Genomic DNA, 13,813 nt, shown 5'->3' on the forward strand with positions numbered 1-13,813 from the left:
CCAGATCAGGACGTCCTGCCGATGTTGGAAAACAGCTTCGCCTTCCGCCTCAAGGAACTGCTCGAGCATCACAAGCTGACCCTGCAAGCCGTGGGCACAGCCTTGGGCATTTCGCGCACCGCCGTGCACAAGTGGACCCGCGGTGGCGAGATCGACTACGCCAACCTGCGCAAGCTGGCCGACTTTCTCAAGGTCAACTGGATCTGGCTGCGCTATGGCGACGAGGCGCTGCAAAACATCCAGCAACCCCAGGTGGTCGAGCTGCCGATGACCGACCTGCGCCGGCGCCTGACCGCCGAGATCATGGAAAGCGAAACACGCATGAAGCTGGCCCAGGAAGGTGCACGCATCGTCACCTGGGAATGGAACCTGATCAGCGACGAAGTCACCTACTCGCCCAATGTCGAGCAGGTGTATGGCTGGCCGGTCCAGCACAACGAAGACTTCTGGAAGCACCTGCCCGATGACGATGTGCAGCGCATGCAGGTGATGTACGCCGATGCCGTGGCCGACGGCAGCGGCTGTGAATGTGACTTCCGCATCACCCGCCCGGACGGTGAAATACGCTGGATTTCTTCCCGCGCCACAGTAGTGCGCGACAGTGCCGGGCGTTCGGTGAAGATGGTCGGCATCAGCATGGACAACACCGAACGGCAAGTGGCGCAGCAGGCGCTGAGGCAAAGCGAAGAGCGCTTTCGGGCGATTTTCGAACTGGCCTGGGGGGCCCTCGCCTACATCGACCCGAACGGCACCTGGCAACGGGTCAACAGCAGCTTGTGCGACATGCTGGGCTACCGTGCTGAAGAGCTCTATGCCACGACCTTCCAGCACATCACCCACCCCGACGACCTGCCGCTGAATCTGCAACTGCTACAGCGCATGCTGGCTGGCGAAACCGAGCGTTACGAGGTAGAGAAGCGCGTGCGCCACAAGAACGGCGAGTACATCTGGGTACGCGCGCGCACCTCGCTGCAACGCCACGACAATGGCGAGCCGGAGCACCTGATCAGCGTGTTCGAAGACATCAGTGCCGAGCGCCAGGAACATGAAAGGCTGCAGGCACATATTGCCGCGCTGGAGGCTCGACTGGCGTCCCGCTAAGCAGCCTACATATTGTCGTCGAAAGCCGAGCGCACGGCGTGCACAACGCGTTCGGCCCGTGCGGCATCCTCCAGTTCCGGGTAGGCCTTTTTCAACTTGCCGGAAACCTGCCAGCCGTTTTCCTTGAGCGAGCGGATAATGCGACTGGCATCCTGATTCGGCCATTTCCTTGCGCACGGTATGCTCAACTACCTGAGCGGTGTACAGCACATGCGCGGTCAAGTCCGGGGATCGCCAAGCGGCAGCTGCATCATCGTACGCTTCGAACAGGAAGTTGCTCGAGGTGCCGTCCGTGTAGGTCATGGCTTTGCCGAACCGATACGACGCCCCATAGCGTTGCATGAACGGCCTGAAAAAACCTCCAACACTTGGTCATCGTGACACCATACAGGTCGGCCAACGCCCGAAACCTACCTGCATCGCTGAATCCTTTACCCGGTGCGCGAAAACACTACCAATTGAAAGAATTTACGCGAAAACATTAACGCCGCATGCACGAGTTGACTACCGGCGTTGTGGGATCTTTAGCAGATAACGGTTTCTAACAAAAAACTCTAACGGAAGAGGATCAAGCGATTGCCACTGCGCTCCCCTGGCGCAACCAGTCGATAAACCGTGCAAACAACTCGGACTGGGAGTTGATCTCCAGCTTCAGGTACAGGTTCTTGCGGTGCATGCGCACGGTCTCCGGAGAGATGCCCAGTTCCAGCGCGGTAGACTTCACCGAGTGCCCGCGCAGGATCATGTGCGCCACTTCCCGCTCGCGGTCGGTCAGCACCTGGCAGCCAAAGCTGTCGAACGCCGCCTGCAGGCTGCCGCGCTCGGCTGATGCAGTACCGGGCTCCAGGTTGTGTCGGGCATAGCGCCCCAGCAGTTCCCGCACCATCGGCTCCAGCGCCCGCAGCAGGTCGACCTGCGCGGCGCTCAGCCGGGTGCCGCTGCAACCCTGAAACAAGCTAAGCGACAACTTGCGGCCAGCGCTGAGGTCGACGATGTAGTAGCTGTCTTCGCTGCAACCGGTGCCCAGGTAATAGGCCTTGTAGTAGTCGCTGTCGAAAAAGTTGTCGGGGGCGATTTCCTGCAGGTGGTAAAACCCTTCGGCCAGGCCGCTTTGCACGGCCAGGCAGAACGGGTCGAGCAAGTAGCCAGCACTGAAATAACGCTCCAGCACGGCGGCGCGGTGCAGCTCGGGAATGCCCTGCTGGTAGAGCAGCTGCGGCGCGCGCCCTTGGCATTCCAGGCTGATCATCATCGACTCGACCTGCACCAGCTGGCCGATGGCCGCAGCCACATACTCCAGCGCCTCAGGCGTTTCGCTGTTGGCCAGCGCACGCTGCAGCGCCGCATGCCACTGCTGCAGCGCGCCCATTGTCAGGGTAAGCGGGGTATCGGGATTGGCCTGGCTCATGCCCGGCAGTCTAGCCTGCCAGGCACGCCCCCGCACAGCCCTGTGCGCCAGGTTCATCGGCCCTGATACAGGCCAAGCGCGGTCAGTTCGCGCGCGGTTTCGATGATGCACTGGCGCAAGGTTTCGACGATCTCGTCCACCTGCGCATGGGTGACGATCAACGGTGGCGACATCACGTTCAGGTGCATGATCGGGCGCACCAGCAGCCCACGGGCCTGGGCCTTGCTGTGGATGCGCTCGCCGATGTTCACCTCATCCGGGAACAGCGCCTTGCTGGCCTTGTCGGCGACAAACTCGACGCAGGCCATCAGTTTGATACAGCGCACATCACCCACCAGCGGCAACTCGCGCAGACTCTGCAGGCGCTGTTCCAGGTAACCGCCAACGTCCTTGACGTGATCGAGCAGTTGCTCGCGCTCGATGATCTCGATGTTCTTCAGCGCCGCGGTGCAGCACACGGGGTGGCCGCTGTAGGTAAAGCCATGGGTGAAGCAGCGGCCCTTGCCCGGCTCGGCAATCACTTGCCAGATACGTTCAGAGAAGATGCACGCGCCCAGCGGCAGGTAGGCCGAGGTCAGGCCTTTGGCGGTGGTGATGATGTCGGGGGTGACGCCAAACAGCTCCTCGCTGGCGAAAAAGGTGCCCAGGCGCCCGAAAGAGGTCACCACTTCGTCGGCGACAAACAGGATGTCGTAGGTCTGGCACAGCTGCCACATGCGCAGGAAGTAACCCTTCGGCGGAATGATCACCCCGCCCGAGCCCATGATCGGCTCTGCGAAGAACGCCGCCACGTTGTCGGCGCCCAGCGAGAGGATCTTGTCCTCGAACTCGGCCACCAGAAAGTCCAGGAACTCGGCCTCGTCCATGTCGTCCGGCGCGCGGTACGGATTGGGGTTGGACACGTGGTGGATCAGGTCGTGGGCGTAGTCGAACTCCGGCACCCGGTCGGCAGCTTTGTTACCAATCGACATGGTCAGGGTGGTGGAGCCGTGGTAAGCGTTGTAGCGGGCGATGATGTGCTTCTTGTGCGGTTTGCCACGGCAGTTCTGGTAGTACTGGATCAGCCGATAGGCAGTGTCGACCGCCGTCGAGCCACCGGTGGTGAGAAACACATGGTCGAGGTCGCCCGGCGCCAGCTGCGCCAGCTTCTGGCACAGTTCGATGGCGACGTCGTTGGCCATGTCCGAGAACGGGTTGGAGTACGCCAGTTGGCGCACCTGGTCGGCGATGGCCAGAGCCATTTCTTCGCGGCCCAGGCCAATGTTGGTGCACCACATGCCACCCACGGCATCGAGGAAGCGGTTGCCGTGGGTGTCACGAATGTAGGCGCCCTCGCCGGCGACGATGTTCAGCGCGCCTTGCTCGCGGTGCTCGTCGAACACATGGTAGCCGTGCATGTAGTGGGCCTTGTCGGCCTCCACCAGCGGGTCGTGGGCGATGGCGAATGCTTTGCTTGGGGTGGCCATGGGCAGCTCCTTGGCGGGAATCATTGGGCAGTGTTCAGAAACCGGTCTTGACCGTGCTCCAGACCCGGGTGATGGCGCGCATGTCCTTGGAGCTCTGGGTCTTCTGGGCGAACAGGCGCTCACGGGTTTGTGCGTCGGGGTAGATGGCCGGGTCCTGGCGGATTTCGTCACGCACCAACGCGGTGGCGGCAGCGTTGCTGTTGGCGTAGTGGATGTAATCAGTCACCTTGGCCATGGTTTGCGGCTGCAACAGGAACTCGATGAAGCGGTGGGCGTTGGCCGCATGCGGCGCATCCTTGGGGATGTACAGGTTGTCGAACCAGATCAGCGAACCTTCCTGGGGGATGAAGAACGACAGCTTGATGTCTTTCTTCGCCTCCACTGCACGGGCCTGGGCGGTGGCATAGTCACCAGACCAGGTCAGCGCCAGACAGACATCGCCGTTGGGCAGGCTGGTGAGGTAGTTGACCGAGTCGAACTTGCGAATGTACGGGCGGATGCCCAGCAGCAGTTGCTCGGCGGCCTTGAGGTCGGCCGGCGAGGCGCTGCGCGGGTCCTTGCCCAGGTACTGCAGGGCCAGCGGGATGACCTCGGTGGGCGCGTCCATCAAGGTGACGCCGCAGTCGGCGAAGCGCGAGACGATCTTGGGGTCGAACAGCATGGCCAGCGAGCCGATCGGTGCGTCCGGCATGCGTGCGGTGATCTTGTCGACGTTGTAGGTGACCCCCGAACTGCCCCAGGTGTAGGGCGCCGAGTACTTCAGGCCAGGGTCGTAGCCTTGCAGGTTGTTCACCACCTGCTGGTCGAGGTTGTGCCAACTGGGTAGCTGCTGCTTGTCCAGCGCCTGGAACACCCCGGCACTGATCAGCGGGGGGACCAGGGAGGCGTTGAGCATGACCAGGTCGTAGCCGGAACGGCCAGTCAGCAGTTTGGTCTGTACCGTCTCGTAGCCGTCGAAGGTGTCGTAGATGACCTTGATGCCGGTGGCCTTCTCGAAGTCGGCCAGGGTGGTTTCGCCGATGTAGTCGGTCCAGTTGTACAAGCGTAACGTGTTGGCGCTGTCCACCTCTGCCGCCTGGGCCAGGCTGGCACCAGACGCCAGCAGCAGACCACCAATCACCTTCAGTACCTTGCGCATGGCAACTCCATCGTGTGAGTGCTCCGGATCGAGCCGATGGGTTCACTATCAAGGGATTTGCCGAGGGCGGACATACCCCGAATGTGTGGGTGGTCGTTTTCAGACACTGTCTGCATGCTTTCAAGGCCCACGCGGTCCCTGTGGGAGATTGCCCAGCCCATTCGGCTGCGCTGTCGCGCAGAGAACTGATGCTAGGCGCTGCGCGCACCCTGTGGGAGCGGGCGCGCCCGCGAAGAATCCAACGCGTTGCATGGCACCGGCTACGCCGGTGTTCGCGGGCACGCCCGCTCCCACAGGGACTGCGTACAGCACGAGGCTGGCGGTGAGCCTGCAGGACTGCGTTCGGCTCAGGGGAGTGGGTAAAGCGCCTCATCGAACTGCGCCAGCTTTGGAAACACCAGTGGCTGGTCATCCGAAAGCTGCTCCAGCCGCTGCCGATACTGCTGCAGGAACCCCTGCCGCGCTTCATCGCTGATATACGGCACATGCCAGGCCACAAACGGCGCCAGCACGTCGAAGCCGACATAGGCCAGGGTACCGCGCAGAATCGGCCGCAGCATGTCCTCCAGCGGCCCATGAATCGCCCCTTCGCCAAACATGTGCTCACGGCCACCCAGGGTCACGGTCACCAGCGCCTTCTTGCCGGCCAGGCCACCCTGGTCGTAGAAGCGCTTGCCGCCATAGCACACCCCCGACACCAGCACCCGGTCGATCCAGCCCTTGAGCATGGCCGGCGCCGAGAACCAGAAGATCGGGAAGTTCAGCACCAGCAAGTCGGCCCACAACAGCTTGTCCAGCTCCTGCTGGATATCCGCAGCAATGGCGCCGCGCTTGACCCCTTGGCGCTGCTCCAGGGCATACACCAGGTACTCGGGGTTTTCACGTTGGGTGAAGTCATCGGCACTGGCCACCGGGTTCCAGCCCATGGCGTACAGGTCGCTGACCTGCACCTGGTGGCCTTGGGCGCGGAAGGTTTCCACGGTCTGGTCACGCAGGGCAGCGGTGAACGATTGCGGCTCGGGGTGAGCGTGGACGATCAGTACATTCACAAACATTCTCCTTACACAAAACAGGTTGTCTTCCAACGGTGGCTCAGCACTGTACCGCTTTCACTTCGACAAACTCCGCCAGGCCCTCTTCGCCCCATTCGCGCCCGTTGCCCGACTGTTTGTAGCCACCAAACGGCGCCCGGTAGTTGAACCCAGCGCCGTTGATGAAGCATTGCCCGGCCCGTATTTGCCGCGCCAGCGCCAGGCCATGCTCGCGGCTACCAGCCCACACCCCGCTGGACAGCCCGAACGGCGAATCATTGGCCAGCGCCAGCGCCTGGGCCTCGTCGGCATAGGGGATCAGGCACAGCACCGGGCCAAAAATTTCTTCCTGGGCAATGCGCATGCGGTTGTCGACGTCGGCGAACAGCGTTGGCGCCACGTAGAACCCGCGTTCGAAGCCGCCGTCGTCGCCACCGCACAGCAAGCGCGCGCCCTCCTCCTGGCCCAGGCGAAGGTAGTCGAGCACCGTGCGCCGCTGGCCTGCCGAACACATCGGCCCGAGGAAGCTGGCCGGGTCACGCGGATCGCCCATGACCAGTGCACGGGTTTCGGCCTCGGCGATTTCCAGCGCCTCGGCGTAGCGGCTGGCAGGCAGCAGCATGCGGGTCAGTGCCGTACAGGTCTGCCCCGAGTTGATCATCACATCCTGCACACCATGGCGCACTGCAGCGTGCAAGTCGGCGTCGGCGGTAATCAGCAACGGCGATTTGCCACCCAGTTCCAGGCACACCCGCTTCACTGTCGGCGCGGCCGCCTGCGCCACCCGCACCCCGGCTCCGGTGGAGCCGGTGAACGACACCATGTCGACCTGAGGGTGCCGGGCCAACGCTTCACCGACCTTGGCCCCCGGGCCGCTGACCAGGTTGAACACCCCCGCCGGCAGGCCAATGGCGTCGATCATTTCGGCCAGCAAAAACGCATGCAACGGCGTTTCCTGGCTGGGCTTTACCACCACGGTGCAGCCGGCAGCCAGGGCCGGCGCCAGCTTGCCGATCATCTGGTGCAGCGGGTAATTCCACGGGTTGATGAATGCGCAAACGCCAACGGCCTCGCGGTACACCAGCGAGTTGCCGACTTCACGCACCTCATCCATCAGCCCGGCCAGCTCGGCGTACTGCGCAAGCCCCGCAATCGGGCCCTCAACCTGCACCGCCTGGCACCACTGCACCGGCATGCCCAGCTCTTCGGTAATGGCTTCGGCCATTTCCGCCGCGCGGCTCTCCAACTGTTCGACCAATGCCCGGATGTAGCCTGCACGCACGCTGGACGGCATGCGCGACCAGTCATGGAACGCACGCCGCGCGGCCATCACCGCCCGCTCGACATCGGCCTCGCCACCCAGCGGCACCCGGCCAATGGCCTGCTCGGTGGCTGGGTCGACCACTTCAGCCATACCCTGCCCACTCGGCACCTGCCAGGCGCCATCGATGTACAGCCGCGCATACTCACGCATGGCCGTACTCCCGCTTCAGCTCGTCGGCACAGCAGGCGATGCGCTGGCAGGCATCGACCAGCGCCGCATCACCCAGTACCAGGCCCAGGCGGATATGCCCGGCAGCGCTGGGGCCGAACGCTTCGCCTGCGAGCACCGACACGCCTTGGCTGTCCAACAGGAAGTCGGCAAAGGCCTGGGCACTCACGCCGGTCTCACGGATATCGACCATCACGAACATGCCACCGTCGGGCTTCAGCGCCTTGAGGCCCGGGCAGCCGGCCAGCTGTTCGCACACCAGGTCACGGCGCTGGCGGTAGGCCTCGCGCATGGCATCCAGCTCGGGCAACGGCTGCTCCAGCGCCAGCACAGCGGCGTCCTGAATAAAGTCTGGCGAGCCATACAACATGCACAGGGCGAGGTTTTCCAGGTGTGCGGCCAGCTCGGCCGAACCGACCACCCAGCCCACCCGCCAGCCCGTCATGGCATGCGACTTCGACAGGCTGTTGAGGGTGGCGGTGCGTTCGGCCATGCCGGGCAGGCTGGCGGGGCTGACATGCTCGCCCTCGTACAACAGCTCGCTGTACACCTCGTCAGAGATCAGCCACAGGTCGTGGGCAATGCACAGTTCAGCCAGTGCTTCCCAGGTAGCGCGGGGCAAACTTGCCCCCGACGGATTGTGCGGGCTGTTCAGGGCCAGCGCGCGGGTGCGCGGGGTGATGCGCTCGGCCACATCGCGCGGGCATACCCGAAAGCCGTTCTCCGGCCTGACCGGCACCGGCACCACCTTGGCGCCACAGGCACCGAACACCGCCTCGTAGGTCACATACATCGGTTCGGCGACCAGCACCTCGTCGCCTGGGTCCAGCACGCACTGGGCCACGCAGTACAGCGCGCACTGGGCCCCGGCCAGCACCGTCACCTGGTCGGCGTTCACAGCCTGGCCGCTGCGCTGCCAGTGGCGGTTGGCGATGGCCTGGCGCAGGGCCAGCTTGCCGCGCACATCGGCGTAATGGGTGTGGCCTGCACGCAGGCTGTCGATGGCCGCTTCGACTATCGGCGCAGGGGTGTCGAAGTCCGGGTCACCTACCGACAGCAACAGGATGTCCTTGCCCTCGGCCTGCAGCGCCAAGGCGCGGTAGTGGATGTCCCAGGCCGCAGCCCCGTCGCCGGCGATGCGTTGGGTTAGCTTGGCGTAGCGCATGGCAATCTCCCTTCTTTGACGGTTTCAGTCGACCAGGATTTTCGGGTTGGCACTGCCCCACACGGTGTACAGATCGGCCAGTAGCGCGCCGTTGATTTCTTCCATCTCGGCCTGGGTGATTTCTGCCCCGGCCTGCCTGCCGAACAGCACCACTTCGTTGCCACCCTTCACGTCAGGGAAGTCGGTGACATCCACCATCAGCGTGTTCATCGACACCTTGCCCACCACCGGTACGCGGTGGCCGTTGATCAACACATGGCCCTTGTTGGTGAACACCCGGCGATAACCATCGGAATAGCCGACGGTGATGTTGGCCAGGCGCGAATCGCGGGCCAGGGTGAAGGTGCGGTCGTAGCCGACGGTGTTACCGGCCGGGTAGCTGTGCACCGCCGCCACGTGCGATTTGAACTGCATCGCGCGTTTGTATTCGGTACGCCCCGGCACCGTGTCACCAAACAGCGCGCCACCGGTGCGTACCATGTCCAGGCGTGCCTCCGGCACCTCCAGCGTGGCGAACGAGTTGGCGGCGTGCAGGGTGAGCTTGCTGCGGTCAAGCCTGGCATGCTTGATCAGCCAGTCGGTCTGTTCGTTGAATGCCGCCAGGCCTTTGCGTACATCGTCCTTGTCTTCCACGGCGAAGTGGGTCATCAGCGCGACCAGCTTGAGGTGCTTCTGGTCGGTAATCTGCAACGCTTCGCCACGGCCGGACCAGGTGGCCATTTCCACGCCATTACGGCTCATGCCGCTGGAGTTGAGCGCCATGTGGATGCGCAAGGTCTTGCCATGGCGTGCGGCGATGGCATCCACCTGGCGTGCGAACTCGGCGCTGCCGACCAGCTCTTCCATGTCGTACTGCAAAGCATCTTCCAGCTCGCTGAGGCTGGCCAGGCGTACCCGCACCAACTGCCCGGTGAAGCCACTGGCGCGAACCACACGGGCTTCCTCGTTGCTGGCCACCGCCACGCAGGGCACGCCCTGGGCGATGATCGAAGGCATCACCAGGCCGATACCGTGGCCATAGGCATCGGCCTTGAGCACGGCGCACAGCGTGGACTTGCCGGCCAGTTCGGCCTGCAGGGTACGGATGTTGTGTTGCAGCGCGCTGGCGCTGACTTCAACCCAGGCGTTGCTGTTTTGCACGGTCAGGGCGTTGGTGCCATTGTCCATCGACAGTGGCGGCGCGGCATACAGTGGGGCTTGACCGGTAATCAGCAGGGCCAGGGAGGCGGCCAGAAGGGTGCGGCGAAATGGCATGTTGGTTTCTCTTGTTCTTGTCGTTGTGCGCGCCTTAACAGACGCAGGTGTGTTTGAGTTCGATAAACGTCACGCCGGCTGTGGCGAAACCGCTGGTCAGGTCGGCCTGCAGCGCGTCCAGGTCACGCGGCTGGCGCACCGCGCAACCAAAGGCACGGGCCAGGCCGATGAAGTCCGGGTTACGCGGCAGCACGCCGACCGGCTCGATGTTCAGGCCGATCATGTCATCGCGGATCTGGCCGAGGGCGTCGTTGTTCCACAGCAGCACGACCAAAGGCCGGTCCAGCTCTTCTACGGCCGTGGCGAGTTCCTGGGCGGTATAAAGGAAACCACCGTCGCCCACCAGCACCAGGCCAGGGCGGTGGTCGGTGGCGAGCATGCCGCCAATGCCGGCCGGCAGGCCATAGCCGAGTGTGCCGTAGCCGGTGGGGTGCAACCAGCTGCGCGGCGCCCGGCTGGCGAAGGCGTAGTTGCCGGTGTAGGCCAGTTGGGTCATGTCACTGCTGATGAACGCGTCGTCGGGCAGCACCACAGCAATGCGGTCAAGAATCGCCTGATGCATGGCCTGCAACGGTGCATGGCCGTTGCGGATGGCCTGGCGCAGGTTGCTCACCGCTTCGCTGGCCTGAGCCGGGTCCCGGTCGAGTTCTGGCAGGTGTTCGAGCAAACCGGCCAGGGTTTGCCGGGCATCGCCCTGCAGGGCAATGGCACAGGGATAGAAGTCGTTGAACTTGCGCGGGTCGATGTCTACGCGCAGCAACTCGCCAGTGATCGGCAAGCGCTCGCGCCAGAAGTCGGTGTCGGCCATTTCGGTGCCCACTGCCAGCACCACATCAGCCTGGCTGATCAACTGCCAGCCAGGCTCCACGCACAGGCTGGAACCGGCATTCAATGGCGCCTGCGGTGGCAGCAGGCCCTTGCCAGCGACACTGGTGAACAGCGGTGCCGCCAGCCGGGCGCTCAACTGTGCCAGTTGGTCGGCCGCGTGCAGCGCACCACCTCCGGCGATAATCATCGGCCGCTTCGCCGCTGCCAGCTTTTGTGCAGCCTGGTCGAGGGTTTCACGGCACGGCTGGCCACGCCCGGGGCGGCGCACCACCTCGTCGCTCCAGTCACGGCTGACAGGCGCGGCCAGCACGTCCAGCGGCACCGAGATGTGCACCGGGCGCGGCCGCTCGCTGTCGAACACGGCCCAGGCGCGGGCGATCAGCTCTGGCAGGTCCTCGCCACGCAGGGCCACGGCAGAGAACGCGGTGATTGGCGCGGTCATGGCGCGCTGGTCCTGGGTTTCGTGCAGGCAGCCCCAGCCCTTGCCCAGGCTGGCGGTATGGTTGACGCTGGAAATCACCAGCATCGGGACGGAGTCTGCATAGGCCTGGCCGATGGCAGTGGCAGCGTTGGTCACCCCCGGGCCGGTGATGACGAAGCACACCCCCGGTTTGCCGCTTACCCGCGCATAGCCGTCAGCCATGAACCCGGCGCCCTGCTCGTGCCGGGTCAGCACATGGCGGATACCGCTGCCCGGCAGGCCGCGGTACAGCTCCAGGGTGTGCACCCCCGGGATGCCGAACACGGTCTCCACGCCGTAGTTGGCCAACAGGCGCACCAGCGCCTGGCCGGCAGTCAGGGTCAGGTCATTCATGTTTTTCTCCTTGCGCCTGGCCGAGGCGGATCAGCGCGTCGACCGCAGTGGTGCCGTGGGCACCGACCATCAATGGGTTCACATCCAGCTCCAGCAGTTGCCCGGCGTTTTCGCAGGCATAGTCGGCCACCGCGCGGATGGCCGCGACCAGGGCGTCGAAGTCGGCGGCCGGGCGGCCACGGAAGCCTTGCAACAGGCTGGCGCTGCGCAGGCTCAGCAGGGCGGCGCGAATGGCGCTGTCGGTGGTGGGCAACAACAGGCTGACACTGTCGTTGAGCAGTTCGACCAGCACCCCACCGGCACCGATCACCAGGGCGAGGGCGAAATCCGGTTCACGCTTGACGCCGACGATCAGCTCGGCCAGCGGCGGCTCGGCCATGGGTTCGAGCAGTACCTGGTCGAACGCCACCTGCGGGGCATAGGCAGCGATGCGCTGGCGCATCTGCACCAGTGCGGATTCCAGCGCAGCGGCATCGCGCAGGTTCAGCGCCACCGCACCGGCTTCGGTCTTGTGCGGCAACTGCGCACTGACCGCCTTCAGTACCAGCGGGTAACCAACCTGGGCGGCGTCTGCCACGGCGCGCTCGGGCGTACTCAGCACACCCGCAGGCACGGGCAAACCGAAGGCGCGCAGGGCTTGCTTGGATTGCCATTCGTCCAGCAACCGGCTTTCACCCGTGAGAGCCTGCGGGCACAGCGGTACCCGTGCGGCCTCGCCTTGCTCCAGCAAATGCGGGCGGTTGCGTTGGTAAGCGACAATACGGCCCCAGGCCGCCAGGCCGTCTTCCACCCCCTGCAGGGCGGCGATACCGCGTGCATGCAGGCGTTCGCGCGCGCTGGCGGGCAACAGCTCCGGGAAGGCAGAAGTGACGAAGCCGATCTTGCCGTGACGCTCCAGCGCATCGCAGTACAGCGCCAGCAGCAGGTCGCATTCCTTGCGCTCGCCCGTAAATTCAGCAGGGTAGTCGAGCACCAGCATGGCCGCGTCGGCCGCGCCGCTCAGTGTGCTGTCGAGCATCCGTTGCAAAGCTGCTGCATCGCCCCAGATGGCCGTGGTGAAATCCAGCGGGTTGACCAGGTTGGCATAGGCCGGGAGCACCTCGGCCAGTGCCATCACCTGCCCTTGTTCAAGCTTGGGCAGGTGCAAATGGTTACGCTCGGCATAGTCGGCGATCAGGCCGGCATCGCCGCCTGAGCAAGCCAGCGCGATCAGCTCGCTATCTGCCGGCAAGCGACCGCAAGCGGCGGCCTTGAGGGTTTCGACAAAGCTCACCGGGCCGCTGACGCGGATCACGCCCAGGCGCTGGAACAGGCTGTCGTACAGGGCATCGGAGCCAGACAACGAGCTGGTGTGGCTGAGCGCCAGTTCAGCGCCGATCTGCGAAACGCCCGTTTTCAGGGCAATGATCGGCGTGCCCTGCTGCAGTGCCTTATAAGCGGCACGTGCAAAACCCGACACGTTCTTCAAGCCCTCCAGGTGCAGCCCGATGGCCGTTACCCGTGGGTCGTCGAGCAAGACGTCCATCAGTTCGGCCACACCCAGTTGCGCCTGGTTGCCGACCGAAGCCATGTAGGCCACCGGCAACGAGCGGTCGCTCATGGACAGGTTGTAAGCGAAGTTGCCGCTCTGGGTGAGGATCGCCACGCCCTTCTCCACCTGCTTGCCACCATGGGCCACCGGCCACAGGGCGGCGCCGTGCAGGTAATCAAGCAGGCCATAACAGTTGGGGCCGAGCAGGGCCATGTTGCCGGCCGCCGCGAGCAGGCGCTGCTGCAACTGGCCGCCCTCCTCGCCACTCTCGGCAAAACCCGAGGCATAGCAGATGGCACCACCGGCGCCGCGTGCGGCCAGTTCAGCAACGCACTCCAAGGTCAGCTCGCGGTTGGTGGCGATGAATACCGCGTCCGGGGCGTAAGGCAAGTCGGCCACACGCGCCACGCAAGGGATACCTTCCAGGCTTTCATGTTGCGGGTTGACCAGCCACAGCTCGCCGCCAAAGCCACCTTCGGCGCAGCGCTTTAACGCCCGCGCCATGCTGCGCCCGCCAACGAAGGCCAGGTGCCGGGGCGCCAGCAGGCGCTTGAGGTTGTCACGAATCGATTGCGACATGGGTGT

10 protein-coding genes and 1 pseudogene are annotated in these 13,813 nt (G+C 64.4%); 1 reads left to right on the top strand and 10 read right to left on the bottom strand.

Going from position 1 to position 13,813, the window contains the following annotated elements; genetic code table 11:
- Positions 1–21 precede the first annotated feature (21 nt).
- Positions 22–1,101: a PAS domain-containing protein gene (locus tag P0Y58_18955; protein WEK28976.1), complete on the top strand. Its 1,080-nt coding sequence runs from the start codon at positions 22–24 to the stop codon at positions 1,099–1,101.
- A 5-nt stretch (positions 1,102–1,106) separates the two neighbouring features.
- Here P0Y58_18955 and P0Y58_18960 read toward each other — a convergent pair.
- The 10 genes and pseudogenes from P0Y58_18960 to P0Y58_19005 all read right to left on the bottom strand — a co-directional run bounded on the left by P0Y58_18960 (position 1,107) and on the right by P0Y58_19005 (position 13,807).
- A pseudogene (locus tag P0Y58_18960) lies at positions 1,107–1,458 on the bottom strand (cell filamentation protein Fic).
- Between the two features lie 211 nt (positions 1,459–1,669).
- Positions 1,670–2,509, bottom strand: coding sequence for a LuxR C-terminal-related transcriptional regulator (locus P0Y58_18965; GenBank protein ID WEK28977.1), 840 nt, complete (start codon positions 2,507–2,509; stop codon positions 1,670–1,672).
- 53 nt (positions 2,510–2,562) lie between these two features.
- On the bottom strand, positions 2,563–3,975 hold the full coding sequence (locus P0Y58_18970) for an aminotransferase (protein ID WEK28978.1): 1,413 nt from the start codon (positions 3,973–3,975) through the stop codon (positions 2,563–2,565).
- A gap of 34 nt (positions 3,976–4,009) precedes the next feature.
- Positions 4,010–5,113, bottom strand: a complete 1,104-nt coding sequence (locus P0Y58_18975) for a polyamine ABC transporter substrate-binding protein (GenBank protein WEK28979.1) — start codon at positions 5,111–5,113, stop codon at positions 4,010–4,012.
- 347 nt (positions 5,114–5,460) lie between these two features.
- Positions 5,461–6,162, bottom strand: a complete 702-nt coding sequence (locus P0Y58_18980) for an NAD(P)H-dependent oxidoreductase (protein ID WEK28980.1) — start codon at positions 6,160–6,162, stop codon at positions 5,461–5,463.
- Positions 6,163–6,205: 43 nt separating this feature from the next.
- Positions 6,206–7,618 carry an aldehyde dehydrogenase family protein gene (locus P0Y58_18985; protein WEK28981.1) on the bottom strand — a complete coding sequence of 471 codons (1,413 nt, stop codon included), beginning with the start codon at positions 7,616–7,618 and terminating at the stop codon, positions 6,206–6,208.
- On the bottom strand, positions 7,611–8,801 hold the full coding sequence (locus P0Y58_18990) for a pyridoxal phosphate-dependent aminotransferase (GenBank protein ID WEK28982.1): 1,191 nt from the start codon (positions 8,799–8,801) through the stop codon (positions 7,611–7,613). The genes P0Y58_18985 and P0Y58_18990 overlap by 8 nt, the downstream gene beginning before the upstream one ends.
- A gap of 24 nt (positions 8,802–8,825) precedes the next feature.
- A complete protein-coding gene (alr, locus tag P0Y58_18995) occupies positions 8,826–10,055 on the bottom strand; it encodes an alanine racemase (GenBank protein ID WEK28983.1) in 1,230 nt (409 codons plus the stop codon).
- A gap of 34 nt (positions 10,056–10,089) precedes the next feature.
- Positions 10,090–11,697, bottom strand: a complete 1,608-nt coding sequence (locus tag P0Y58_19000) for a 5-guanidino-2-oxopentanoate decarboxylase (GenBank protein ID WEK28984.1) — start codon at positions 11,695–11,697, stop codon at positions 10,090–10,092.
- A complete protein-coding gene (locus P0Y58_19005) occupies positions 11,690–13,807 on the bottom strand; it encodes an acetate--CoA ligase family protein (protein ID WEK28985.1) in 2,118 nt (705 codons plus the stop codon). The genes P0Y58_19000 and P0Y58_19005 overlap by 8 nt, the downstream gene beginning before the upstream one ends.
- Between the last annotated feature and the right edge of the window lie 6 nt (positions 13,808–13,813).

Origin of the sequence: Candidatus Pseudomonas phytovorans (assembly GCA_029202525.1) — a bacterium.
Lineage (GTDB): Bacteria > Pseudomonadota > Gammaproteobacteria > Pseudomonadales > Pseudomonadaceae > Aquipseudomonas > Aquipseudomonas phytovorans.